Origin of the sequence: Fodinibius roseus (assembly GCF_900129315.1) — a bacterium.
In the GTDB taxonomy this organism is placed as follows: domain Bacteria; phylum Bacteroidota; class Rhodothermia; order Balneolales; family Balneolaceae; genus Fodinibius; species Fodinibius roseus.
On the sequence record NZ_FQUS01000035.1, the window covers coordinates 1 to 25401 of the forward strand.

The following is a 25401-nucleotide window of genomic DNA, read 5'->3' on the forward strand; positions in this document are numbered from 1 at the left end:
ATCGGTCAAAATGTTGACGATTATAAAAGCATCAGTTCAACATTCAGCCACAAAAAATAAATCAAAGAACAACAAAAGGTTTTTCAAAGCCTCCTATAAATATGGCCGGCTATTAGTATGTTTTTTCTTAAACTGTAGCTTATCTCTTTAATGAGAGTGGGAGATATTTTAGCACCCCAACAATCAACTAACATTATATGTTCGTTGATGATCTCGAATATTGATGCTGAAAAGTGCCAATTTAATCGGGCTCTGGGATATCTGGAATATGGTTTCTTGGTAAAGAAACAAATAGAGATTTTTTTCTAAATCGGTAGAACCATGCAATGAATAGCATAGGCAGACTTTTATTTTTAAGCATTTTATTTTTTTTGTTTATCCACGATGTCCAGGGACAGGACAAACCCAATATTGTGGTTATTTTAGCGGACGATCTGGGCTATGGAGACGTCTCTTTTTATAACGAAAACGCAGCCTTTAAAACTCCGAATATCGACCGGCTTGGAGATGCAGGGGTTGCCTTTACCAATGCACATACGACCTCGGCGGTATGTACGCCTACTCGATACGGCCTCCTTACGGGCAGGTATAACTGGAGGTCGACCCTGAAAAGCGGGGTAACCTGGGGGTATTCCGGTCCCTTGATCCCCAATGAAAGAATGACCGTTGCTGATATGCTCCAGGCAAGGAATTATGAAACGGCGTTTATTGGCAAGTGGCACTTGGGATGGGACTGGCATTTTGCTGGAGAAGGCCCCGAAGACCTGGACAATCCCAACATTCGTCCTGAAGTGGATTTCAGTCAACCCATTGAAAATGGGCCGAATACCCGTGGATTTGGCTACTCCTACGCTATACCGGCTTCTCTGGATATGCCCCCCTATGTCTATGTCGAAAATAATCAGCCTACAACGATTCCGGCAGATACGACAGTCAACTATGACCAAAAGGGATTTTGGAGAAAGGGATTGACCGGATCAGATTTTAGTCATGCTGACGTGCTGCCCCATTTGACCAATAAGACCATAAAGTATATCAATGAACAGGCCTCGAATAGTGACCCGTTTTTTGTGTACTTTGCATTGCCTGCCCCGCATACCCCCATTCTTCCCACTTCGGAGTATCTTGGGAAAAGTAATTCCAATCTATACGGAGATTTTGTGCTGCAAGTGGATGGGATGGTTGGAAAAGTGATGGAAGCACTGGAAGCAAATGGCCTGTTTGATGATACGATTTTGATTTTTACCAGTGATAACGGTGCGTCTCCCCGCGCTGATTTCGAGGAACTCCAACAGGCGGGTCACGACCCGAGTTATATCTACCGGGGACATAAAGCTGATATATACGAAGCGGGATTAAGGGTTCCCTTTTTGGTAAGTTGGCCGGATGGGATTGAGGGCTCGTTCGCTTCGAATGAAACCATAAGTACGGCCGATTTTATGGCAACGTTTGCGGATTTGACGGGGACTAACCTGCCGGATAATGCTGCCGAGGACAGCTACAGTTTTTTACCTGTCCTGAAACAGCTGGCATATGGAAAACCGTTGCGAGAGGCGACCGTACTTCATTCCATTGACGGACGTTTTGCGATTATGAAAGAAGAATGGAAGCTTATCCTATGGCCGGGGTCCGGTGGTTGGAGTTACCCGAATACCGAAGAAGACCTCCGGGGACTGCCCTCATTCCAGCTGTACAATCTTGAAAAAGATCCCGCTGAAAAATTTAATCTTGTCCATATCTATCCTGATAAGGTAAAAGAGCTTAAATCACTGCTGGAAATATATATAGACGAGGGCAGAAGTACGCCGGGTATTCCTCAGACTAATGAAGGCCCGGAGAGGTGGGAGCAGTTGGACTGGATGGAACTGTAGGTAGAATTAAAAGTAAAAAAAGATTTCTGAAAGGAATGAAAAAAATCCTATCCAGCTGATAATCCGTAAGTTCGATTGGGTATAAGGAAGCTTCATTCTAAAAAAATTAGTTATGAAATCAATACTCAAAGCGCTCATTGTGCTCTGCTTTTTGGGTTCAACAAGTTCCGTTGGGGCCCAACAGCCGCCCAATATTGTATTCATTTTTGCTGATGACCTGGGATATCATGAAGTAGGAGCATATGGTAATGACGAGGTCCGCACGCCGAATATTGACGGGCTTGCCGAGCAGGGACTCCAATTCACCCGGGCCTACAATATGGGGTCATGGAGTCCGGCCGTATGTGTGCCGAGCCGTACCATGCTGAATACCGGACGGTATGTCTGGGAGGCCCAAAAACTGCGAAAGAAGGAGTATCGCTCGTGGCACGAAAATCAACGCTTCTGGAGTCAGAGGCTAAAGCAAGCCGGATATGAAACCTACTTTACGGGGAAATGGCATGTTCCGGGACTCGATCCCCATGAATTGTTCGATCAGGTCATGCATGTTCGGCCGGGCATGCCGAATCAGACAGAAGCGGGATATGACCGTCCACATAAAAACAAAAAAGACGAATGGAGTCCGTATAACCGGAAGTATGAAGGATTCTGGAAAGGAGGTATTCACTGGTCAGAAGTCCTGAGAAACGATGCCGTTAATTTTATTGAACACGCCTCCGGTCGGGAGAGCCCGTTTTTTATGTATCTGGCCTTTAACGCTCCCCACGATCCCCGGCAGTCACCCAGAGAATTTGTCGAATCGTACAATCCGGAGGAGCTAAAGGTCCCCAAAAATTTTCTGTCTGAGTATCCCTACAAGAATCCAATGGGAGCGGGACGGGTTGACCAGGGTAATCGACCTCATCCTCCCGGTACTTCTGAGGAGGAAATCGAGTCCAGTCAATATCTTCGTGACGAACGCCTTGCTCCGTTCCCACGCACCGAATATGCGGTCAGGGTAAATCGGCAGGAGTACTATGCAATTATATCGCATCTGGATGCGCAGATTGGATTTATTTTGGATGAGCTGGAAGCTAATGGTAAGCTTGACAATACTATTATTGTGTTTACTGCTGACCATGGCCTGGCGGTGGGACAACACGGACTTATGGGGAAGCAGAACATGTATGAACATTCCTTGCGAGTACCATTTATCATGAATGGCCCCGGTATCCCTGCGGGACAGAAGAATGATACGCCTATCTATCTCCAGGACGTGACTCCGACAACGATTGAACTGGCCGGTGGACAGGTCCCTGAGACCTATCAGTTTCAATCCCTTCTGCCATTGATTCGCAGTGAAGACGTACAATTGCATCCGGCTATCTACGGGGCATATCTGCAGCATCAGCGGGCGGTTGTGGAGTGGCCGTATAAACTTATCTTATATCCCGATATTGCCGAGATACGTTTATTCAATTTGGAGGAAGACCCATATGAGATGCACGATATAGCCGATTTAGCAAAATCGGAGCCGATTATTCGTCGGCTCATGCAACGCCTCGCCAACCTTCAGAATGAGACAGGGGATGAGCTGGATCTTAGCGAATCCTATTCGGGGTGGTTTTGAGAGTTGATACTAATTTGTAGCAATATACCAAGAAAAAATAGATTATTTTTTCTTTATAAATTCTTGCTGATTTCACTATAGAGATGAACTTGTACGCCTATCTAGGTATAAAATTTATAACAACGTCGAGTTTGGAATTAAAAAAACCACTTAAAAACATTAATATTAACGCTGACATAAGCGATCTACTTCTTTTGATTTTCTTTTAAAATGGGAGCCACTCTCACGGCTATCAAAAAATATCAGGGATGGATCTGGAACAGGGTAAATATAAAGGGTACGCAACTCAGAGATTGGAATAGCTGTATTTTTGATAGAGACCCCAACAACTTGGAAGCCAAATACATAAATAATTATCTGCCAACGACAGTTTTTATCTTCACATTACAGTCAACAAATTTTTATCTATAATCTGTTATATCACTAAGCTTTCTATAATATTAATACTTACAAAAGTCCCAAAAGCACATATAAACAATGCAACGACACGCCTTCAAGATGAAACTCAAGCCCGGCTTTGAGGAGGAGTACAAAAAACGCCATGATGAAATCTGGCCGGAGCTGAAGCAGTTGCTCGCCGAGGCCGGAATCCGCGATTATTCGATCTTTCTGGATAAAGAGACCCATACGCTCTTTGCCGTCCACAAGCTGGATGAGGGATATGTCGATGAGGAGATCTCGGCCCATCCGATTATGCAAAAATGGTGGGAGCATATGAAAGATATCATGGAAACCAACCCGGATCATTCACCGGTCGCAACACCTCTGAAGGAGGTCTTTCATATGGATTGAAATTGCCTTTATTTTCTAACGGATTAATCATGATTTTGCTGTATCAATCGTATGGCCACGCTCTTGCACGACCGGCAATATCGATTGGTGCTGGACCGTCAGAATGTGCCTGTAATTGGACGCCCTCACCCGAATATTTGATATCCGGGGGGACACTGCGCACCAAGTTCGGGCGCCACAGTGACTTTACCGATTGCCCGGCCGTTTGGGAAAGCCGGTTTGTAGCCGGATAAACGAATAAGCTGAAAGAAAAACCGGTCAAAACCAAAAAGAAATCCACTCAGTAGTCATGAACAAAGAAAAACGACATATACTCCTGCGAGTGTTTGCGGTTCTCCTGTTGACGTATATGACAGGATGTGATACCACAGGTCCACCGCCGCCCGAGTGGCCCGATATTACCTCCGAAAATAAACCGTGGACCCGCTGGTGGTGGCAGGGCAGTGCCGTGGACAAAGAAAACCTGACCCGGGAACTCAAGCAGTTCCAAGAGGCAAATATAGGAGGCGTTGAAATCACCCCGATCTATGGGGTAGCCGGCTATGAAGACCAGTTCATTGATTTTCTGTCGCCCGAGTGGATGGAAATGCTGACTCACACCCTGCAGGAAGCCGACAGCCTGGATATCGGCGTAGATATGGCGACCGGCACGGGCTGGCCTTTTGGGGGACCCATGGTGGGGGAGGCGGAAGCGGCGAAGTATGTGGCCTATGAGACGTATGAGTTGCAGGAAGGCGAAAGCCTGTCTGAACCCATTGCGTATATTCAGGAGCCGTTTGTCCGGGCGCTTGGCAATCGCATGTTTGGGGTGGAAAGCGGTTCTGCGATCGATCCCGGTGAGGAGATCGGGCTCGATGATCTGGAAGAACCGGTTTCAGCCAACGAGAATTTGCAATCGCTGGCCCTGGAGCAGGTCCGCTTTGAAAAATCACTGCCGCTCGTGACCCTGATGGCCTACCCGGAGGAAGGAGAAGCCCTCGATCTTACGGACAGCGTGGATGCTTCCGGGAATCTTGACTGGACCGCCCCCAGGGGAAACTGGACGCTGTACGCCCTGTTCCAGGGGGTGCACGGCAAGATGGTGGAGCGGGCGGGACCCGGGGGCGAGGGACTGGCGATCAATCATTTTGATGAAAAGGTGCTCACTGATTATTTGTCCCGCTTCGACGAGGCTTTTGAAGGCTATGATATATCGGGACTGCGGAGCTTCTTTAACGATTCCTATGAAGTCGACGACGCCCGGGGAGAGGCCAACTGGACGCCGCGCTTCCTGGAGGAGTTTGAACAGCGCCGCGGGTATGACTTGCGGGAACACTTGCCGGCCCTGCTGGGCGAGAACTTCGGGGAGGAGGATAAAAACAGCCGCATATTAAGCGACTACCGCCGGACGGTTTCGGATTTGCTGCTGGATGAGTTTACCCGTCCCTGGAACCGGTGGGCCGAGGGAAAGGATACTCATATTCGCAATCAGGCGCACGGTTCCCCCGCCAATATTTTGGACCTGTATGCGGCCAGTGATATTCCCGAGACGGAGGGAACCGATATCTTCCGGGCTAAAATGGCCTCATCGGCCGGCCATGTCACGGGCAAGCCGCTGGTGAGTGCGGAGTCCGCCACCTGGCTGAATGAACACTTTGCCTCCACGCTGTCAGACGTCAAGAAAGCTGTAGACCGATTTTTTCTCGGCGGGGTCAACCATATTGTCTATCACGGTACGGCCTATTCCCCGCAGAATGCGGCGTGGCCGGGCTGGCTGTTTTATGCGGCGGTTCACTTTAACCCGCAGAATCCGTTTTGGAATCACTTTAAAGCATTTAATACCTACGTCACCCGCACGCAGTCTTTCCTGCAGCGCGGTCGACCCGACAACGATGTGCTCCTCTACTTTCCCATTCACGACCGCTGGGCGGAAAGGGGAGCGGGACTCCTGGAGCATTTTGACGGGGGTATTGAAAAACAGTTTGAAGGGACCGCTTTCAAGGAAGTCGCCGAGAAGATGCAAAACCGGGGCTACGGCTTTGATTATATTTCAGACCGGCAGCTGTTGCAGCTGGAGAGCTCCGGGCAGCAGTTGCGGACAGGCGGGAATACCTATAAAACGCTTTTGGTGCCGGCCGGCAACTATATCCCCCTTGCAACCTTTGAGCGAATCGTTGAATTGGCGGATAGCGGAGCTACGGTGCTCTTTTACCGGGATCTGCCGTCCGACGTAGCGGGGTGGTCCGATCTGGAGGCCGATCGCGAGCGGTTCCGGCAGCTGGTGGATGAGATCGATTTTTCTGGTTTGGGTTCGGACGAAGGAACCGTCCGGGCAGCAGAGGCGGGCGAGGGACGTTTTTTGCTCGGTAAAAACCTGGATGAGCTGATGGAGGAGGCCTCGGTCATGCGGGAGTCGATGACGGACCGGGGACTCGAGTACCTGCGGCGAAGCCACGGGAAGGGACATACATACTTTATTACCAACCGGAGCGGGAATCCGATAGACGGGTGGGTTCCGATCGGCGTGAGCGCAGCGTCGGCCGCACTGTTTGACCCGATGAGGGGCAAGAAGGGGTATGCTGATCTCAGGCCGGGCGAGGTCGGCGCCGCGGAAATATACCTGCAGCTGGAACCCGGAGAGTCGGTCATCGTGCAAACCTATAAAACCGGCCGTAGCGAGGCTGAGGGCACCTATCCCTACCTGGAGGAAGCCGGAGAGCGGGTAGCTCTGGAAGGGAGATGGACGGTGGAATTTACCGGAGGGGGACCCACACTGCCGGAGCCCGTTGAGATCGATACCCTGGAATCGTGGACCAAATTCGGCGGGAAGGCCGTTGAACATTTCTCCGGGACGGCGAACTATACGCTCTTTTTTGATGCTCCGGAAAGGCGTGGCGGTGACGGATGGCTGCTCGATCTGGGACGGGTGGAGCAAAGTGCCCGTGTTACATTGAACGGCCAGGACCTGGATGCATTAACAGGGCCGGTATTTCAGCTGTATATCGACCGGGCGCTGATGCAGGACAGCAATAAGCTCAAAATAGAAGTGGCGAACCTGATGGCCAACCGGATTGCTTACCTGGAGCGGGAAGGCATTCCCTGGAAAAAATTCTACAATATAAACATGTCCGCCCGGGAAGCCGGGAACCGAAATGACCACGGACTGTTTGACGCCTCCGACTGGCAGCCCGGGGTATCGGGACTGCTGGGACCGGTTACCCTGACGCCGGTGAATGCCAGGGAATAAACTATGAGACCGTCCCGCTGCCCTTAGGAGTTCAGGGTTCAGTATGATATAGTGAGTTTTGTAAAGTTCTTAGAGAGACCTTCACAAAACCGTTGTTTTGCCCGATTTTTACATGTATGTGATTTTAAAATCCTCATGTATAGGCAATACACTGCGGTATTGAAATTATTCAGGTTTTAACATGGAATAAAACTCCTGGTTTTTCCCAGCCCTTTTAAAGCGTGTTCGTATTTTGGGTAAAAAAATGAGAATCAAGAAACGGTGAGGATCTTTTTTTAACTTCTTGATAAGAAGGTTGCGTGTTATTCTTTATATCGAATTCAGGTTCATTCATATAGCAAATAAAAACAGAAAAAAGGATAGTAGATCGATCATATCGTTGTCTCTTTTAAGGTGGAGACAAGAGATTATCCCGTACTCTCACACATTAAAGTTTGCGATAGCCACAGGCTTCTGAGTTGCTGCGAGTTTCAGTTATATTATAGAGCAGCAAATAATAACATGTTGCCATGGGTCCGGGCGGCGTTGCATCTTCCCTGCTGGGTATCGGAATTATACGCAGGAAGGTACATCTGGTATATTTTTGCGATTCGACGGCTCGTGACCAACTTTTTGGTGAGAAGGGCAGGTGAAGTGACCGGACTAACTATGTGAAAAAGTATTTTATCAATAGAAACAGGAATTTGTTGGAAGACTAAATAAGAATGGCTGAAGGTTTTTTGCAGCGGTTGGATACCCGCCTTGACGCTATCGATGAATATGAGCGCGAGCCCGTGCCGGAAAGCAAGCTGAAAGGCTGGAAGGGCTTCCTTGGCATGTACGCCGGCGAACATACGGCCGGGACGGAATTTGTTATTGGGCCCCTGTTTGTGGCGCATGGCGTGGCCGCGGTGGATTTGATATGGGGATTGATTTTGGGGAACGTCCTGGCTGTCCTGAGCTGGGCTTTCTTATGTGCTCCGGTAGCGGTAAAGACTAAATTAACGCTATACTGGCAGCTCCGGAAGATATGCGGGTCAAAACTCGCGCTTATTTATAATATTGTCAACGCCCTGATGTTTTGTTTCCTGGCGGGATCCATGATTGCCGTTTCCGCGACTGCGGTGGGCTTGCCTTTTGGTATCGCCATGCCGGCGCTGGGTGACTGGCTGCCTACCAGCCTGGGATGGATCATTACGGTATTTGTGGTGGGACTGGTTATTACCGTCGTAGCCATATTGGGGTATGATTATGTGGCGCGGTTTGCCAATATTTCATTTCCCTGGATGATCCTGGTCTTTATTGCCGCCGCGCTGGCCGTTCTTCCTCAGCTGGGCGTGACCTCGGTTTCTGATTTTTGGCCCGTGGCTAAAGAGGGTATATGGACCGGCGTCCCTGCAGAGGGACAGAGTAAATTTACTTTCTGGCATGTGATGTTTTTTGCGTGGTTCGCCAATATGGCCATGCATATCGGGATGTCGGACATGTCCATTTTGCGCTTTGCCGAAAAGTGGCAGTATGGATTTTCATCGGCTACGGGTATGTTTTTCGGGCATTTTATCGCCTGGATGGCATCAGGAATTTTGACGGCCGCCGCGGCAGGGGCTATCGCGCCGGGCCTTATTGCCTATAACAGCGCGGGCATTGCAGGGGCTGTTTGTGTGGTGATTGCAGGATGGACTACAGCCAACCCGACCATTTACCGGGCGGGACTGGCGTTTCAGTCGGTTACGCCGGATTGGAAGCGCTGGAAGGTAACATTGTTTACCGGTCTGGTTACCACTATCTTTGCTTGTTTTCCGGCGCTGGTCATGAAGTTGTTGGATTTTGTAGCGCTGTACGGGCTGGTATTGATGCCGATGGGAGCGGTTATATTTTTGGATGTCATGCTCTTTCCCAAATTCAATATGAAAAGTAACCTGGCAGAAATGGCGGGATTGGATTTTAACTGGGCGGCGGGGTTGACCTGGTTCGTGACGCTCCTGCTGTGCCTGTTTATCAACCTGTATATGGGTATTGAAATTTTCTTCCTGGGGCTGCCCGGCTGGTTTATCGCTGCGTTATTGTATATTGGAATCAGTGTCTTTTACCAGAAGAAACAGCAGCCGGTCCCCGCGTAAGTGGGAGCGGTTTGTTGAAACCGTCTTGACTGCATCGTTAGGGGGCTGAGTTATGGGATCTAACTCCCCGATCCATTGGGATCGGATATAATAAATAACGTTTTGCGGGGCAAAATCGCATGACTACCTCGATGGCTCTGTCTCAAGATAGTTTAAAGACGAATTTTAAACAGTAATACTTAAGAATTTCATTAAAAAGGAAAAAGAACGTAATCAGAATAAGGCAACTACAGATCATAAGGATATGAATATGGAAACAAGTACCACACAAAAATATTTTCGCCGCGTAGAAAGTAAATGGGACGACCGGGAAGCAAAGGGCAAAGACCCGCTGGCGAGCCTGGTATATCGTTCCAACCTGCTGGGAAGCGACTCCTATATCAACAACACGGGGGGCGGAAACACCTCCAGCAAGGTGATGGAGGAGGATCCCATCAGCGGGCAGGAAGCGGAAGTGCTCTGGGTGAAGGGATCGGGCGGCGACCTGCGTACCGCTACGAAGCCCAATTTTGCCTCTTTGTACCAGCAGAAGCTCCTGAAGCTGCAGGACATCTATCACAGCATGGAAAATACGGGACTCAAAACCCCGGCCGAAGATTCCATGACGGAGATGTATCCGCATTGTACCTTTAACCTGAACCCGCGGGCACCTTCTATTGATACGCCCCTGCACAGCTTTATCCCGTATAAATATGTGGATCACACGCATCCCGTGCCGGTCATAGCCATCGCTACGGCGGATAACGGCCCCGAACTCATGCGGGAGGTCTATGGCGATGAAGTGGAGTGGGTGGACTGGATGCGTCCCGGTTTTGAACTGGGACTGAAGCTCCAGGAAGTCATCGAGGAGAATCCCGGCATCCGGGGCATTATCCTCGGGGGACACGGTCTGATTAACTGGGCAGACGATGAAAAAGAGTGCTATGAAACCAGCATCGAGCTAATCAACAAAGCGGCCGACTATCTCAATGAACATGAACGGGGAGAGGATTCTTTTGGGGGTTCCAGGTATAAATCACTGGAAAAGGAAGAACGCCGGGAGGTGCTCGCAGATATCCTGCCGTTTTTGCGGGGACAGGTGAGCCAGGAGAATCAGTTTATCGGTACGGTGCAGGATGACGAGGTGACGCTGCAGTTTATTAATGCCGAAGATGCGCCGCGGCTGGCCGAACTGGGCACTTCCTGTCCCGATCATTTTTTAAGAACCAAGATCAAGCCGCTGTATGTGGAGTGGAACCCGCAGGAGGATTCGATGGAGGATCTTAAGGGGGCCATCACCGCCGGACTGCAACAATACCGCGAGGACTATGCGAAATACTATAACAGTCATCGCGATGAGGATTCCCCGGATATGCGCGACCCGAACCCCACGGTGATCCTGATCCCGGGATTGGGTATGATTGCCTGGGGAAAAAACAAAAGCGAATCGCGGGTGACCGCCGAGTTTTACACCGCGGCCATCGGCGTGATGAGGGGAGCCGAATCGGTGGCCAATTATACGGCCCTGCCCAAGCAGGAAGCCTACGATATTGAGTACTGGGCGCTCGAAGAAGCCAAGCTGCAGCGTATGCCCCCGGAAAGCGAGCTGTCCCGGCAGGTGATCGCCGTTATCGGGGCCGGGAGCGGCATTGGCAAAGCCCTGGTCTCGCGCCTGATTAAGGAAGGGGGGACCGTGGCTGCACTTGACCTGCACGAAGATACCGCTAAAGCAACGGCTGAGGACGTGCTTGAGGAGATCGGTATGGGCATTGGCGTGGCGGGCTCTGATATCAGCGGGTCGGGAGATGTCATCGGACTGGGATGCGATATTACCGACCGGCAATCGGTTCAGCAGGCCCTGCATGATATCACGATAGCATACGGGGGACTGGATAATGTGGCCGTGACAGCCGGATTGTATCCTACGCCCGATCAGAATGGCGATGTAAAAGATGCGGGCTGGGACAACAGTTTTGCCGTAAACGTAAAAGGCAATTACATTGTAGCGGATGAAGTGGCTGACATATGGGAGGCCCAGAACCTCGACGGGAGCATGGTTATCACCACCAGTGCCAACGCTGTCGTTCCGAAAGCGGGAAGCATGGCCTACGATACCAGCAAGTCGGCGGCCAACCACCTGATCCGCGAGCTTGCGATTGCACTGGCGCCCCGGGTGCGGGTTAACGGCGTTGCGCCGGCCACCGTGGTAGAGGGAAGCAGCATGTTTCCGCGCGACCGGGTCATCGCTTCACTGAAGAAATACGGCCTTGACTTTGATGAGGAGGAAAGCACCGAGACGCTGCGGGAAACACTGGCTGATTTTTATGCCAGCCGCACGTTAACCAGGCAGCCAATTACGCTGGATCAGCAGACGGAGGCGATCTACTCGCTGATCAGTTCGAGATACGAGAACACGACGGGACATATTATCCCGGTTGACGGCGGACTCAAAGAAGCTTTTTTGAGATAGCAGGTTAGTAGGAAGCAGATAGTAAATAGTAGAACGTGTAACGTTTTTGCGTGGTAAGCAGAAGGAGGCTATGCTGCTTACTACGCAAGACCCTGCATGGTGCCGGCATGCTGTCCGGCGCGCAGGACAATCAGACATACTGATCATCACATGAATATACTGCTTAAAATAGTATCTTTCTTCGGACTGGGACTGACGGTTGTACCGTCTATTCTGGTATTCTGGCAGTCTCTTTCCATGGAAGATCACAAGTTTTATATGATCTTCGGCATGATACTCTGGTTTGCGACCAGCCCGTTCTGGATGAAAGAACAGGAGCTATAAGAAGTCCGCCGAAGGTTTATACGGATAACCACGGAAATTTTTTTACCATGAATACCAGACCTGAAGTTGGAGAATCGCATCCTCTTCCTCGGGTAAACCTGGGGCAAACAGGGGGGTATTTATCTGTCTTTATATGCTTCCATTCTGTCGAAGGAAGCAAAGGCGGGCGAAAGTAAAGCCCGGAATCATACCGGGAGTTATTAAACGCCATTCCATAATGCGTTATATCCCTATGCATCCGTGGCTGAATAAATAGTAATATAAAAAGAGCATCGTACTTGTGAGAATAACCCAACAACATATCCGGGAGCATAACAAAGAAGCAGAGGATAAGCATACCGCTTCTTTTCTGCCGCTGGTGGACCAGCTGGACGGGAAGGGCGTGGAGGTGGATCCGCTCGTGGATCAAATCGCTTCTTTCCAGGTCGCTATTCCGAGCTGGGCCCTGGGGGCCGGCGGCACGCGTTTCGGGCGGTTTCCCATCGGGGGAGAACCGGGCAACCTCGAAGAGAAGATTACGGATGTAGGTCTGCTGCACGCCCTCAACCGCTCCAGCGGGGCGATCTCGCTGCATATTCCCTGGGACATCCCGGAGGATACGGCGGCAATAAGGGCGCTGGCGGAAGAACTCGACCTTGTTTTTGATGCCGTAAACTCGAATACCTTCCAGGACCAGGAAAATCAGGAGCATTCCTATAAATTCGGGTCGCTTTCCCATACCGATACGGCCGTCCGCAAGCAGGCCGTCGAGCACAATATCGAGGTCATTCGCTACGGCGCCACCCTCGGGTCCAAAGCCCTGACGGTATGGCTGGCCGATGGATCGAATTTTCCCGGACAGCAGAATTTCCGGAAGGCCTTGCGGAGAACCCGGGAGTCGCTGGAAGAGATCTATGCCGAGCTTCCCGATGACTGGCAGATCCTGATCGAATACAAGCCGTATGAGCCCAATTTTTATTCGATGGTGATTCCGGACTGGGGGACCTCCTTCCTGCTTGCCGGCAAGCTTGGAGCAAAAGCGCGGACGCTGGTTGACCTGGGACATCATCTCCCGAATACCAATATCGAACAGATTGTGGCAACGCTTTCCATGGAAGAGAAGCTGGGAGGATTTCACTTTAACGATTCCAAATACGGGGACGACGATTTAACCACCGGGGCCATTCAGCCGTATCAGCTGTTTTTGATTTTTAATGAACTAATCGAAGGGACGGATGATTACGCTGACCTTGAAAACAATATCGCCTGGATGATTGATGCGAGTCATAATGTGAAAGATCCCCTCGAGGATTTGCTGCAGTCGGTGGAAGCCATCAAAAAGGCGTATGCCAAAGCATTATTGGTAGATCGCAGGGGCCTGGAGGAGGCTCGGGAGGCAAACGACCCGGCCCTGGCACAGTCAATATTACAGGATGCCTTCCAATCGGACGTTCGTCCCCTGCTTCGCGAGGCCCGCATCCGCAGCAAGGCCGCAGCCGATCCCCTCCGATTATACCGCGAGCTGGGTGTCCGGGATCAGCTGATCGAAGAGCGGGGTTCGGATACCATCGCAACGGGACTTTAAATTGTTGTTGGTTATCGGTTATTTGTTATCGGTCGTGCTACCGCTTAACGCGAACTGTGAGACCATTATTGGTTCAATAGCAAATAAGAATTTTGCTCTGATACCAAGAATTTCCGAATAACCAAGATTGTAATTAGAAATTTTGAAATTAATCCTTGACCCGGAGCTCAGAAATCGGCAGCCCCTAATAACCAATTAACCAAAAACATTGAAGCAAGATACCCCCATACCGGTAACCGCTGTATTTGATATCGGAAAGACAAATAAAAAATTTCTCCTGTTCGACAGGGAGTACACCATCATTCAAAAGCAGCAAACAACCCTGGACCAGGTGGAGGACGAGGATGGCGACCCGTGTGAAGACATAAGGCAGCTGGAATATTGGATCCGGCAAAAGCTGCGGAATGCCGCTCAAAATAAAAATATTGAAATAGCGTCCCTGAACTTTTCTACCTACGGGGCCAGCCTAGTCCACCTCGATGAGCAGGGAAATGCCATTCCCCCGCTGTACAACTATCTGAAGTCGTACCCGGAAGATCTGCTGGACGAATTTTACGATTCCTACGGGGACAGGGAAACATTTGCCCTGAGGACTGCATCCCCGCCGATGGGCATGCTGAATTCCGGTCTCCAGCTGTACTGGCTTAAACACCGCCGTCCAGGGAAGTTCGGAAAGATTGAGCGTACGCTTCACTTCCCGCAGTACTTAAGTTACCTGATAACCGGTGAGCGTGTGGCCGAGCAAACCAGCATCGGATGTCATACCGCCTTGTGGGATTTTGAGGAAGGGGACTATCACCCCTGGCTTGAACAGGAACAGATGCGGGGACTTCTCCCGCCCATCCATCCGGTATCCACCACGTTCCCTGCGGATGCTCAGGAGGCTTCGTTTCGGACCGGCATAGGTATCCATGACAGTTCCGCCGCGCTGGCTCCCTACCTGTTTGCCTCGGACAACCCTTTTATGCTGGTCTCAACCGGCACGTGGAGCATTACGCTCAATCCCTTTAACAAGGAACCGCTGACGTATAAAGAGCTCCAGCGGGATTGTCTCTGTTACCTGGATGTTTATGGCAACCAGGTCAAAGCATCCCGGCTGTTTCTGGGGAATGAATACATGTATCAGACGAAAAAGCTAAGCCGTCATTTTGGACTGGAACACCGGAAGACCGCGGTTGACCTGGATCCGGAGCTGCTCAATACCCTCAGCCGGGAGGCCGATTCCGGGAAAAAATTAACCCTCGAGACAGCGCACGAGTCCGGACCCTTTCCACAGGAGAAAGCGGAAAACTGGCAGGTGGATCAGTTTGCTTCTTATGAGGAAGCGTATCACCAGCTTATGCTCGACCTGGTGTCCATTCAGGTGGCGTCGCTCACCCTGGCCCAGGGCTCGAGCGAAGTGGACAAACTGATCATCACCGGAGGATTCAGTCAAAATGATTTTTTTGTCACATTGCTGGCCTCCTTTTTACCGGACAAGAAGGTGTATACCGCCTCGGTGCCGCATGCTTCGGCCCTGGGGGCGGCCATGGTGATGAACAAAGCGGATGAGGAGCCCCACGCCAGCCGGATCCACTGGGAAGAGCTGCTGGGCCTCACGCTGCACCGGCCACATGAAAATCTGAACGTCGGGCGGTATGCGTGGAAGCGCTCGGTCGCACCCTGAGCCTGACTGGAGTGCACCGCAGATTGCTGGATAGGCCAGGTTCGGTTGCACCATCTCCCTGATGGGAGTCACGCTGCCCAACGTGCAGTATTTGCGTTCTGCCGGATATGGTTGTTTATCTCGCTGGTTATTGTTATTTGTTAATAGAGTATCGGTTGTCAGTAATCAGTGACCACGGGCAACAGCTTACTCAACATCGACCAAAATGTTGGATGTTAACTAAAAACGTCAACCTTATTCAGGCATCAACACAGAATTGTCCAACAGAAGTTGTGCAGTTGAAATTTTTTTACAGCTTTTTGAAGAATTCTTCTCCCCGCGACATGCAGGGGAGAAATTAGCTCGCTGTTTGCTGAACGAAAGTTATTTTCCGTGTTTGGCTAAAAGGTTTTCTTACTTTGTATTGGAAATTAAATTATTGAAACGAATCATATTTAGCGTTAGTAACTAAATGCACATTTCCCTTTTTATCACGTGCTTTAACGATACACTCTTTCCGGAGACAGGCAGGGCGATGGTCCGGCTGCTGGAACGCCTGGGACATACGGTGGAGTTCCCGCTGGAGCAAACCTGTTGCGGGCAGATGCATTATAACACGGGCTACCAGGAGGAGACCATCCCGCTGGTGCGTCGTTTTGTGGAGGTATTCGGGCAGGCAGAAGCCATTGTAGCGCCCTCGGCCTCCTGCGTGGGGATGGTCAAAGAATTCTATCACAACGTGGCGGACCGATCGGGAGACCCCGAATTGATGGAACAGGTTGAGGCGGTTGTCCCCCGGGTCTTTGAGCTCTCCCAGTTTTTGGTGGAGGAGCTGGGGGTCGAAGATGTGGGAGCTTACTACCCGCACCGGGTTACGTATCACCCGACCTGCCATTCGCTGCGCGTGCTGCATGTGGGGGAGGCCCCGTTGATCCTGCTGCGAAACGTGCGGGGCATCGATCTGGTGGAACTGCCCGCCGCCCAGGAGTGCTGTGGGTTCGGAGGCACGTTTGCCGTCAAAAATGCCGATACCTCCATGGCGATGCTGGGGGACAAAATTCGGCATATCAAGGATACGGGCGCCGAGGTTTGTGCGGCCGCCGACAACTCCTGCCTGATGCATATCGGCGGGGCGTTGAATCGCCAGCGGAGCGGTGTGGAGCCGGTTCACCTGGCAGAAATTTTAGCTTCTACAGAAGAAAATTAGTGTAATGCAGACTCCCACTTTTGAAGAATCGGCCAAAGCATATCTGTCCGATACGCAACTGCGCCGCAATATCGGTCACGCTACCCATACCATCCGGGATAAACGCCAGACAGTCGTCGATGAGATGCCCGACTGGGAGGTGCTGCGGGAAGCGGGCAGCAGCCTGAAGAATCGCATTATGCGTCACCTGGACGAGTACCTGTTGCAGCTCGAAGAGTCGGTCCGGCAGGCAGGGGGACAGGTCCACTGGGCCCGCGACGCCGGGGAGGCGAACCGGATTATCGTCGACTTGGTAAAGGAGCAGCAAGTGGAGGAGGTGGTCAAGGTAAAGTCCATTACGACCGATGAGATTAAGCTGAACCGGGCCCTGGCCGAAGAGGGAGTCCGGGCCCTGGAGACCGATCTCGCCGAGCTGATTGTCCAGCTGGCCGGAGATGAGCCGTCTCATATCCTGGTCCCCGCCATTCATAAAAACCGTGCTGAAATTCGCGAGCTGTTTCGCAAGAAACTGAACCAGGGCGAACTGAGTGATCGTCCCGAGGACCTGGCCGAGGCGGCGCGGCTGTACCTGCGGAAAAAATTCTTAAGTGCGAAGGTCGGGATCAGCGGGGCGAATTTTGCCGTGGCCGATACGGGCACCGTAGCAGTGGTGGAATCGGAGGGCAACGGCCGCATGTGCACCACGCTTCCGGAGACACTGATTACGGTTATGGGCATCGAGAAGCTGATCCCCACCTGGCGGGATTTCGAGGTATTCATGCAGCTGCTGCCCCGTTCCTCCACGGCCGAGCGGATGAATCCCTATAACTCCTTCTGGACGGGCGTTACCGAAGGCGACGGGCCGCAGGAGTTTCACCTGGTATTGCTGGATAACGGGCGGACCAATGTCCTGGCCGATGAAGTCGGACGGCAAACGCTCAACTGTATCCGGTGCAGCGCCTGCCTGAACGTGTGTCCCGTCTATGAGCGCACCGGGGGACATGCGTACCACTCCGTCTACCCGGGACCGATCGGGGCGATCCTGACGCCCCAGCTCAGGGGACTGGAGGATGAGGGGGCCGCCTCGCTGCCCTATGCGTCAACCTTGTGCGGCGCCTGTTACGAAGTGTGTCCCGTTAAAATCAATATCCCGGATGTGCTGGTTCACCTGCGCGGAAAAATTGTGGATCGCAAAAAACGGGCAGGAGGATTAAATGCAAAGTCGGATCCCGAATATATCGGGATGAGGCTGATGGCGCGGGCATTTAAAAGCCGGTCGCGCTACGAGCGGGCCCAAAAAATGGCGCGGGTCGGACAAAAATTCTTTGTCAAAGATGGTACTATCTCAAAACTGCCCGGCGAACTCTCCGGGTGGACCGCCATGCGGGATCTCAAACCTATTCCGAATCAAACGTTCCGCGAGTGGTGGGGGGATCGCGATGAGTGAGGCCAAAAAAGCCATACTGGAAAAAATACGAAACGCCCTCGGGGAGGTCCCCCGCCAGGAACGCCCAGAAGATATTACTGTGCCGCGGCACTACCGGCAGCAGGGGAATCGCGCCGCCGGGGAAGTGGTCGCCCTGTTTGCCGGGCGGGTGGGCGAGTACAAGGCCACGGTCCAAAGAGTCAATGCCAATGCTCTGGCAGGGGTTATAGCCGAAAGCTGCCGCCGGGAGGGGGTGGAAAAGCTGGTAGTCCCCGATGGCTTTCCCGGGGAATGGCTGCCCGGGGATGAGGATGATAATGTCCGGTTGCTGCATGATAAGCCCGGAGAGCCGCTTTCCCACCGGGCGCTGGACGATTCGGACGGTGTTATTACTACTTGTGCGCTGGGCGTCGCTCAGACAGGCACCATCATTCTGGATGCCGGGGCCGGACAGGGACGCAGGGTATTGACGCTGCTGCCCGACTATCATCTCTGCATTGTCAAAGAGGAACAAATTGTCGAACTGGTCTCCGAGGGCTTTACCCATTTCGAACAGGCCGTGCGGGAAGAAGGTCCCCCGATCACCTTTATTTCAGGCCCTTCCGCCACCTCCGATATTGAGCTCAGCCGCGTCGAGGGCGTTCACGGCCCGCGCCGACTGGAGGTGTTGATTGTTCAGGAGTAATGGGTGAGATAGTTACTTATAGCTCCCGGGGACGTACGACATACATGCCGCCGTATTCGCGGTCGGGATACAGGCTGCTGGGCTCCTGCACGATAAAGATCACATCCTCGCGTCCGCCCAGCGAATCCGGGATGATATAGGTATGCAGGTTCACCCCCATCGACCCGTAGCGTTTGATCTTGAGCGGCTCGCCGGCCGGCATCTTCAGCTGCAGGTAATGCCATCCCGCAGAAAAGGTAATCGGGTCCAGCCCGCCGCCCTCCTCGCGGTCGGCCTCCTCATAGCCGTGATAGGTCCACAGGCTGGTGTCCCGCTGGAACGCCTTCCGGGAAAAATCCGGCGTGTGATCCTCCAGCTCGATCATGCGGACAGTATCGTATTTATCAGGAAAATGTTTGTCAAAATTAAAATTCTCTATATCAAAATTTTTGTCGATTTCATTCCATTGTTCGTTAATCTTAAGATAAAATCTACCATTAAAATAATAAGAAGAGGAAGCTTCATCATATTTGCCTTTAAAAGTGTTGAGCCATTCTTTTGGCTCATAACTTTTATCGGAAAAAGGTTTTAGGTACCGGTATTTTGTTGTATCTCCATTAATGATCCAATTTGAATAGAAATCAAATCCTTTAAGCGTTCCGTCACGGAGCGTTCCTGCGTTGGTGATACCTTCATCCATGATGGTTCCTATAACTGATATTTTTAATCTCTTGGTTTCTCTCTCTTTTTCTTTAATAGGATTTGTTTTACCTCCTACTATTAGCTGTCCTTCCTCTTTATTTAGTGAAGCTTGTACTATTTCGTATTCTGTAGGGAGTACCGTTAGTATTTCATAATTATCACTTCCGGGATGTGTATGCAGTTCTTCGTAGTTGTGATATTCCATCATATTGCAATTAGTTAGTGGAATTAACAGTAATACTATGAAGATAGATCGACGAATTCTCATGGATTTCCTTCTCCTGGTTCATGGTAGAGTTGTTCAATATTTTTCTCTTCTGTGTTGCCATGGACAAAAACTTCGATCACATTTTTGATGTACGAGGTATCTGTAATCGAAGTACTCACTAATAAATCTTTACCATCCCCATTCACATAATCTTTTTCTTCCCTTCGTTTTTGAGGATCGGATAATTCATCCAAGTTACTCTCTTCTTTATACTCCACCCGGTAAAACATATCCTCCCCGGCTTTTTTGATACGCTCCCAGATGCTGCCGTTTCCCAGCCCGTCGGCGGGGAAGTCCGAGAGCACCTTCTTATGGTGGATTAGCGTCACCGGGGCGGAGTGGGCATACAGCTGTGCCTGCTGCAGGTGCGCGTAGCGCTCCAGCATCGCCTCGTAGGCGCGCGTGGTCACCTCATACTGCCGCTCCGCCTCATGTCGGGTCAGATTATCCAGGAACTCCCGGGCGGCCCCCGAGAGCCTGTTCCATTCCCATCGTCCCCGGTTAAGCCGGCGGACCAGGTTTTTTACCAGGCCCGCATATTTATATTCGTAAGGGCGGCCGGTCCGCTCCTCGAAGACCCTCTTTCGGGCCTTGTAGGTCTCAAAGGCATTCCCCCAGGCAATGGCCACCCGCTCGAAGTCGCCCCACTCCTGCCCGTGCTTTTGCTCTTCTTCGCTCGGGAACCAGCCCAGATCCCCGTACTCAAAGCGCCGGTTGGCCATATACTCCGAGAGGATCAGCGTGCCCGAGGTGTCGGTGGCTATAGGCTTGCGGCCCTCGGGTCCCCGGTAGCTCATCGGCCGGCGCCGCGGGCTCATATATTCGGCACAAAACAGCCGGTCGTCCCCCTCCGGATTACAGGCGCTGGTCACCCCGGGGATATCCCCGTCGCGGGTCACCATATCCGCCCGGTCGTTGGCAAAGGTGAACTGTATAGCCCGGCCGGCAAACGCGTCCCAGTCGCCGGTGATCGCCTGCAGGTGCTCGACCATGCCCCGCTCGTGCTGCAGCTTGTCACGGCTGCGGCTGAACAGCTCGGCCAGCCGGTTTAAAAAGCCCACGCCCTGCCGGTGCTCCTCCCCGAACAGGTCCGGGAAGTCTTGGTTAACCTCGTAATAATGCACCTTATCGTTGATAAACTTCAGGTACTCCTCTCCGGTGAGTTTCCGGGGCTGGTGCACTCCCAGGAAGATCATGTTCAGGGCCACCTGCTCCCACCCAAGCTCCCCGGCATAGCGCAGGAACCCCAGCGCCACGCCCGCCCCGGCGGCGGCCCCGTGGCTGTGGGCGACGACTGTGACCGGCCGGTAGGGGGGCGAGTAGCTCTGCACGTAGGGAGACTGCTCTTTTTTGGTGGTCACCTCCTCTTCCGGGCGGATCCCCCACTCGGCGAGGGCCCACTGGTAGCCCAGGGCTACCCCGTGGTCGATGCGGTGGGCGGCGTTGGAGCTCAGCCCGTGGGAGCCGTTGATATAATGGTCGTTGCGGTAGGCGTTAAAATACCTGCCATAGCGGTCGGCCGCGTCGAACTTGTTGGCTTTTTTGTTCCAGTAGTTCCAGAATTTAGACACGTCGTTATTAAAGCTCATCGGGGTGGCCCACCAGCCGCGGGTGCGGGCTATTTTGATGTCCAGGGAGGTGCGGCGGCCTGCCGGCAGCTGCTCCTCGAGTTCCTCGTTGGACAGGATATCGGCCTCGTCGGCCCGGTCGCGCTCATTGGCACTTTCCCCCTGCCGGTAGTCTTCATGGTGGGGAGAATCGGGGTTGATGTCCTTTCGGGCGTTGTTCCAGGTTTGCTCGGCATTCTCTAAGGGATCGCTGTGAAATCCGTTGACAAGCACCAGCGCCCCCTGAAGGTTCGGGGGACCTTCCTCGGGCTCCAGCTCGCTCATGCCGGTGCCCACAAAACTCCGGTAGGCATCCCCGCGGGCCGGCTCGGGGGGAGGCGATTCCGGCGGGGTGGGGTTGACCATGAAGGTGTTCGGGTCGTCGGTGCTTTCCGGGGGATCGGTATTGCGTGGATGATTATTCATAACAGATATTTTAGATATTATAATAAGCCTTTGCAAAACCGACCTTTTGGCCGATCTCTGTATTTTCACGAATTCAACATCCTCACATAATGTCATATATGCTGTGGTTTCAAATTTGCTCAGGGGTTGATCTTGATCAAAATTCCTGCTTTTGCAAAGTCCTCTAAAACAGATTAATGTCACCCGGTAAAGGGCACGGTCTCGAACAGCTGGCGGACTTGGGTGGGACCACCGCCCCCTGCTTTCTGGGTGTGCTCTTTGACCGTAACCACCCCGCCTTTGCTGCAATGGGTCATCGAGTCCTCCATCACAAATCTTTTATCCCCCATTGCCGCTTTTTTACCGGTCTTGTTCCACGGTTGCAGGTCGGGCACACAGGGCGGGGGCGGCGAGGAGGTCTTGCAGGAGCCGAAAGTCGGCGCTACCTGCACGTCCTGATCGGTGGCTATTTTTTTGCCCTGGGCATGCAGTTTGGTTTGTGAAGTAACGGTTAGTTTTCCCTGGGTGCTGCCCATCGTACACTGGAGACACGCACCGTCCAATACATATTTTCTACTCATGATCGGTACCGGTTAGTTTATATGTTGTCTGTTTTTGATAAGCCTTGCCCAGCGTTCCTTCCACCTGCAGGGAGGCCTCGCGGATGCAACCGAGGCTGGTATTGACCCGGTATGCTCCCCGGTAGGTAAATCGATACGGCTGCTCGGGCATGGCCCCTACCATCTGCCCGAGATAGCGATTGACGGCCTCGGTGTCGATACGGTCGGTATCGGGACTTCCGTCAATCGTGATTTCCGCTTCATGGCGGCGTGGCTCCAACCGGGTCAACTGTTTACATTCTATAACAGGGAAGGGAATGATTCCCAGATGCCTGGGGAGTATTTTCTTCGTTTCGTGCGGATTCTTTTCTGAGTAGCTGCGGAACAGATCATTACACAGGAATTGCAGCATTGGCTCCCGGCGGTACAGGGGCTGGAAGTGGTGGGATAAATTTTGCTCGTGGCGGCTCAGAAGCTCTTTCACCAGCGGATCATCGTACATTTCTGTAATCTGTTGTTTGACGTCGGGCCACTGCTTTCGGATCTGCTGCTCATTCAGTATTTCCCGGACCGCGCCGCACCGGCGGGTACGAATGTGAAGCTCCCTGCTTAACGACAGCAACCGGGCAAAGACCCACTGCCATTTGTTATAGTCGTGACTGCCATTAAAGAATGGGCGGTCCATCCGCAACCGAACGACAGCGAACGATTCCCGCAGCTGTTCCATAACGAAAGTTAAGGGTATGCTACAGCGGATAGACGTCTGTCTGCCGGAAACCTTTTTATCCTGGCTAATGATCAGGGTATATTGCCGGGGAGCCTTCCAACGTTTCCATTGCAGGTGGTATGGTAGAATATCTCGGGTCACCGCCGACATGCTTATTCTTATTCTTGCTTTATATTTTTATTCTCCAAAATCGATGCGGTCCTTGCTTTGGATGGTCACCTTACCCGCGCCATCCAGCAGCATCTCACCGGTGCTGGTATGGACCGTCAGCTCTCCGGCCTGCTGCTCGGTTTTCTCCCCGGAACGCACCGTCCTGTTTTCAAGGATTTTCGTTATACTGTTTTTCGCCTCCAGGTTGCGGTCTTCCCTGATACGCTCGGTTTTACTCTTGCCCACATTGACCCTGAGATTTTCCCGGATGTTCATTTCCATATTTTTGGCGTTCAGGGTCATATCCTCGGGGGCGGTTATCGTGATGCTTTTTTTCCCGGTATTCATCCGGATGGCGTTCCCATTTTTATCTTTAATGGTAATAGATTCCCCGCCTTCCGCGTCCTTCAGCTCGATGGTATGTCCGCTGCGGGTGCGAATGGATTTGATGTCGTTTTCTGGGGTACCATCGCCGCTGGGTGATCGGCCGTTGCGGGCCGCTCCCACCACATAAGGCAGTTCCGGGTGACCACCTTCAAAATCCACCCACACCTCTTCACCTTTTTCCGGGATCATATGAAACCCCTTGCCGTCTCCTCCGGCCGGAGAGAGCATCCGCAGCCAGGGCGTCATCCCGCTCTGCTGCCAGCGAAATCGAACTCGCACCCGGCCCAGGTCGTCGGGATCATGGTTGTCGACCACCACTGCCGACTGCGCCTCGGCCCTCGGATGCGCTTCAAGATGAAAAGAGGGAGCCGCTACATCAGCAGGGATTCCCCGGAAACGGTTGCTGTAGTGCCCTTCGGAATCGCACCGGTGATGAACGCCGGTAAGCATAAATTCGCCGTAGGCCTCTTTCCCGTAAAAGCGTTCTTCTAATGATAAATGGGCTCCCACACCCAATCCCGGGTGGTGGCTGGTACCGTTCAGGCGGACCATCCCTCCCAGGGTCGAGGCGCTCCGGCGGGAGGCGATCTGGTCGATACGTCCGCCAGCATCTCCCTGCAACGCATGGTTGGGCTTGTACTGTCCCCGGCGGGTATACAGGCTTTGGCTGGCCTCCAGGGCGGTCCGGCTGTGGACGTTGATACCGGATGGTTGGTGGGAAGCGCTGTCGCTTGCGGCGCTTTGGTCGCCGGTATAATCGTATCCTGTCATCTGCATATTGTTCGCTCGCACGTCCAGTTGCAGTGCAAACCGATCAAGCTCCCTGTCATGGATCAAGGAGACGGTATCGGGATCACAGCGGCCGAATATTAACTGTTGCCCGTTATAGAACAGCCATTCTCCATGCTCGCTGGCCAGCCGCTGTAACAGTTGCCAGCTGGTTTCCTTGTATTGTACGACGTATTCCAGCGGACCGTCCGTGGCGGGATTGACCTGCGGGCGCAGCAGGTTGGTTGGATAGGCGCTGAGCTGCTGCCGGATAATTCGCTGCAGCGACTGCTGGCTGAAGGTGGCCATGTGCGGGTCATCGTCCAGCAGCAGTGTCGGACTGCCCCCTTCCAGAATGACACGTCCCTGTGAACCGTAATCCTTGGCCAGGGAGAGCCCGGTGATCAGGCCGCTGAAGACCTTGGAACCGAGGGGGAGATTCTCATCGGTCGGGGCGATCTCAATGTAAATGCGCCGACCCACCAGCTCACGCCAGGAGGCTGTCCCCCGCCCCCGGCCAAACGCCCGGCCGGACAGTTCCAGCTTAAAACGATGATGATCCCCGATCGATTCATGGAGGGTCAACAACTGGAAGGTGTCAGCAACCCTCTTGTGGCCTTCAATACGTATTTGCGTAGAGGTGTGTAGTGCCATAATGAAACAGGTATTAATAATGGATGATAAATAGTATGATCGTTGACATACCTCCGGTACTTGGTTTTTCAACTTTTATTAACTATCTGAGGAAATATGCAAGCTTTATTTATCTATATTGGCAAGGCAACCGGACAAGGTGTCAGGTGACTAGATAAAAAGATCAGCGGGATTCCCGGCGACGGAATACTTCCCTCAAAAAACAGCCGGGCTTCTTTAGAAACGGGTAAGCCGCCCGCCCTCAGGCAGACGACTTCCCGAAAATACCGGCTACACCCACTCGTTGACGTGGGTTCCCTGCCCGACGGTAATCTCCCG

The 25401-nt window shown here is 52.4% G+C and carries 18 protein-coding genes; 12 read left to right on the forward strand and 6 right to left on the reverse strand.

Features of this window, described 5'->3' with window-relative positions; translation table 11 throughout:
- Positions 1-371 precede the first annotated feature (371 nt).
- From BUB16_RS19735 to BUB16_RS19785, 12 genes are all read left to right on the forward strand, one after another.
- Positions 372-1871 carry a sulfatase family protein gene (locus BUB16_RS19735; protein ID WP_211483242.1) on the forward strand — a complete coding sequence of 500 codons (1500 nt, stop codon included), beginning with the start codon at positions 372-374 and terminating at the stop codon, positions 1869-1871.
- 112 nt (positions 1872-1983) lie between these two features.
- Positions 1984-3480 carry a sulfatase family protein gene (locus BUB16_RS19740; protein WP_073068346.1) on the forward strand — a complete coding sequence of 499 codons (1497 nt, stop codon included), beginning with the start codon at positions 1984-1986 and terminating at the stop codon, positions 3478-3480.
- Between the two features lie 477 nt (positions 3481-3957).
- On the forward strand, positions 3958-4272 hold the full coding sequence (rhaM, locus tag BUB16_RS19745; protein WP_073068348.1) for an L-rhamnose mutarotase: 315 nt from the start codon (positions 3958-3960) through the stop codon (positions 4270-4272).
- Between the two features lie 289 nt (positions 4273-4561).
- Complete coding sequence (locus BUB16_RS19750; protein WP_211483243.1) at positions 4562-7498, forward strand: glycosyl hydrolase; 2937 nt, start codon at positions 4562-4564, stop codon at positions 7496-7498.
- A 704-nt stretch (positions 7499-8202) separates the two neighbouring features.
- Positions 8203-9597: a purine-cytosine permease family protein gene (locus BUB16_RS19755; RefSeq protein ID WP_073068350.1), complete on the forward strand. Its 1395-nt coding sequence runs from the start codon at positions 8203-8205 to the stop codon at positions 9595-9597.
- Between the two features lie 250 nt (positions 9598-9847).
- The gene (locus BUB16_RS19760; protein WP_073068374.1) at positions 9848-12046 is read left to right on the forward strand and encodes a bifunctional rhamnulose-1-phosphate aldolase/short-chain dehydrogenase; all 2199 of its coding nucleotides are present in this window, start codon (positions 9848-9850) and stop codon (positions 12044-12046) included.
- 150 nt (positions 12047-12196) lie between these two features.
- The gene (locus BUB16_RS21680) at positions 12197-12370 is read left to right on the forward strand and encodes a hypothetical protein (protein ID WP_170864476.1); all 174 of its coding nucleotides are present in this window, start codon (positions 12197-12199) and stop codon (positions 12368-12370) included.
- Positions 12371-12650: 280 nt separating this feature from the next.
- Positions 12651-13934 (forward strand): sugar isomerase, encoded by a 1284-nt coding sequence (locus BUB16_RS19765; RefSeq protein WP_073068352.1) that lies wholly within the window; start codon positions 12651-12653, stop codon positions 13932-13934.
- A 208-nt stretch (positions 13935-14142) separates the two neighbouring features.
- Positions 14143-15600 carry an FGGY-family carbohydrate kinase gene (locus BUB16_RS19770; RefSeq protein WP_073068354.1) on the forward strand — a complete coding sequence of 486 codons (1458 nt, stop codon included), beginning with the start codon at positions 14143-14145 and terminating at the stop codon, positions 15598-15600.
- Between the two features lie 451 nt (positions 15601-16051).
- Positions 16052-16786 (forward strand): (Fe-S)-binding protein, encoded by a 735-nt coding sequence (locus tag BUB16_RS19775; protein WP_073068357.1) that lies wholly within the window; start codon positions 16052-16054, stop codon positions 16784-16786.
- A gap of 4 nt (positions 16787-16790) precedes the next feature.
- Positions 16791-18212 (forward strand): LutB/LldF family L-lactate oxidation iron-sulfur protein, encoded by a 1422-nt coding sequence (locus tag BUB16_RS19780; protein WP_073068359.1) that lies wholly within the window; start codon positions 16791-16793, stop codon positions 18210-18212.
- Complete coding sequence (locus BUB16_RS19785) at positions 18205-18876, forward strand: LutC/YkgG family protein (RefSeq protein WP_073068361.1); 672 nt, start codon at positions 18205-18207, stop codon at positions 18874-18876. Before BUB16_RS19780 ends, BUB16_RS19785 begins: the two co-directional genes overlap by 8 nt.
- A 16-nt stretch (positions 18877-18892) precedes the next feature.
- On the opposite strand, the gene BUB16_RS19790 is transcribed toward BUB16_RS19785, so the two are convergent.
- The 6 genes from BUB16_RS19790 to BUB16_RS21870 form a co-directional block, all read right to left on the reverse strand.
- Positions 18893-19765, reverse strand: coding sequence for a hypothetical protein (locus tag BUB16_RS19790; protein ID WP_073068363.1), 873 nt, complete (start codon positions 19763-19765; stop codon positions 18893-18895).
- A 56-nt stretch (positions 19766-19821) separates the two neighbouring features.
- Positions 19822-21858: an MAPEG family protein gene (locus tag BUB16_RS19795; protein ID WP_073068365.1), complete on the reverse strand. Its 2037-nt coding sequence runs from the start codon at positions 21856-21858 to the stop codon at positions 19822-19824.
- A 179-nt stretch (positions 21859-22037) separates the two neighbouring features.
- Complete coding sequence (locus BUB16_RS19800) at positions 22038-22418, reverse strand: PAAR-like protein (protein WP_084088465.1); 381 nt, start codon at positions 22416-22418, stop codon at positions 22038-22040.
- The gene (locus tag BUB16_RS19805; protein WP_170864477.1) at positions 22411-23124 is read right to left on the reverse strand and encodes a hypothetical protein; all 714 of its coding nucleotides are present in this window, start codon (positions 23122-23124) and stop codon (positions 22411-22413) included. Before BUB16_RS19805 ends, BUB16_RS19800 begins: the two co-directional genes overlap by 8 nt.
- 177 nt (positions 23125-23301) lie before the next feature.
- Positions 23302-25083 (reverse strand): type VI secretion system Vgr family protein, encoded by a 1782-nt coding sequence (locus tag BUB16_RS19810; protein WP_084088466.1) that lies wholly within the window; start codon positions 25081-25083, stop codon positions 23302-23304.
- Between the two features lie 113 nt (positions 25084-25196).
- A partial coding sequence (locus BUB16_RS21870; RefSeq protein ID WP_211483245.1) for a hypothetical protein occupies positions 25197-25401 on the reverse strand: 205 nt, incomplete at its 5' end.

Bases quoted from the DNA above. Each gene is read 5' to 3' on its own strand.
- BUB16_RS19740 (WP_073068346.1), top strand. From the start codon at position 1,984: ATGAAATCAATACTCAAAGCGCTCATTGTGCTCTGCTTTTTGGGTTCA.
- rhaM (WP_073068348.1), top strand. From the start codon at position 3,958: ATGCAACGACACGCCTTCAAGATGAAACTCAAGCCCGGCTTTGAGGAG.
- BUB16_RS19750 (WP_211483243.1), top strand. From the start codon at position 4,562: ATGAACAAAGAAAAACGACATATACTCCTGCGAGTGTTTGCGGTTCTC.
- BUB16_RS19755 (WP_073068350.1), top strand. From the start codon at position 8,203: ATGGCTGAAGGTTTTTTGCAGCGGTTGGATACCCGCCTTGACGCTATC.
- BUB16_RS19760 (WP_073068374.1), top strand. From the start codon at position 9,848: ATGGAAACAAGTACCACACAAAAATATTTTCGCCGCGTAGAAAGTAAA.
- BUB16_RS21680 (WP_170864476.1), top strand. From the start codon at position 12,197: ATGAATATACTGCTTAAAATAGTATCTTTCTTCGGACTGGGACTGACG.
- BUB16_RS19775 (WP_073068357.1), top strand. From the start codon at position 16,052: ATGCACATTTCCCTTTTTATCACGTGCTTTAACGATACACTCTTTCCG.
- BUB16_RS19780 (WP_073068359.1), top strand. From the start codon at position 16,791: ATGCAGACTCCCACTTTTGAAGAATCGGCCAAAGCATATCTGTCCGAT.
- BUB16_RS19785 (WP_073068361.1), top strand. From the start codon at position 18,205: ATGAGTGAGGCCAAAAAAGCCATACTGGAAAAAATACGAAACGCCCTC.
- BUB16_RS19790 (WP_073068363.1), bottom strand. From the start codon at position 19,765: ATGATGGAATATCACAACTACGAAGAACTGCATACACATCCCGGAAGT.
- BUB16_RS19795 (WP_073068365.1), bottom strand. From the start codon at position 21,858: ATGAATAATCATCCACGCAATACCGATCCCCCGGAAAGCACCGACGAC.
- BUB16_RS19800 (WP_084088465.1), bottom strand. From the start codon at position 22,418: ATGAGTAGAAAATATGTATTGGACGGTGCGTGTCTCCAGTGTACGATG.
- BUB16_RS19805 (WP_170864477.1), bottom strand. From the start codon at position 23,124: ATGGAACAGCTGCGGGAATCGTTCGCTGTCGTTCGGTTGCGGATGGAC.
- BUB16_RS19810 (WP_084088466.1), bottom strand. From the start codon at position 25,083: ATGGCACTACACACCTCTACGCAAATACGTATTGAAGGCCACAAGAGG.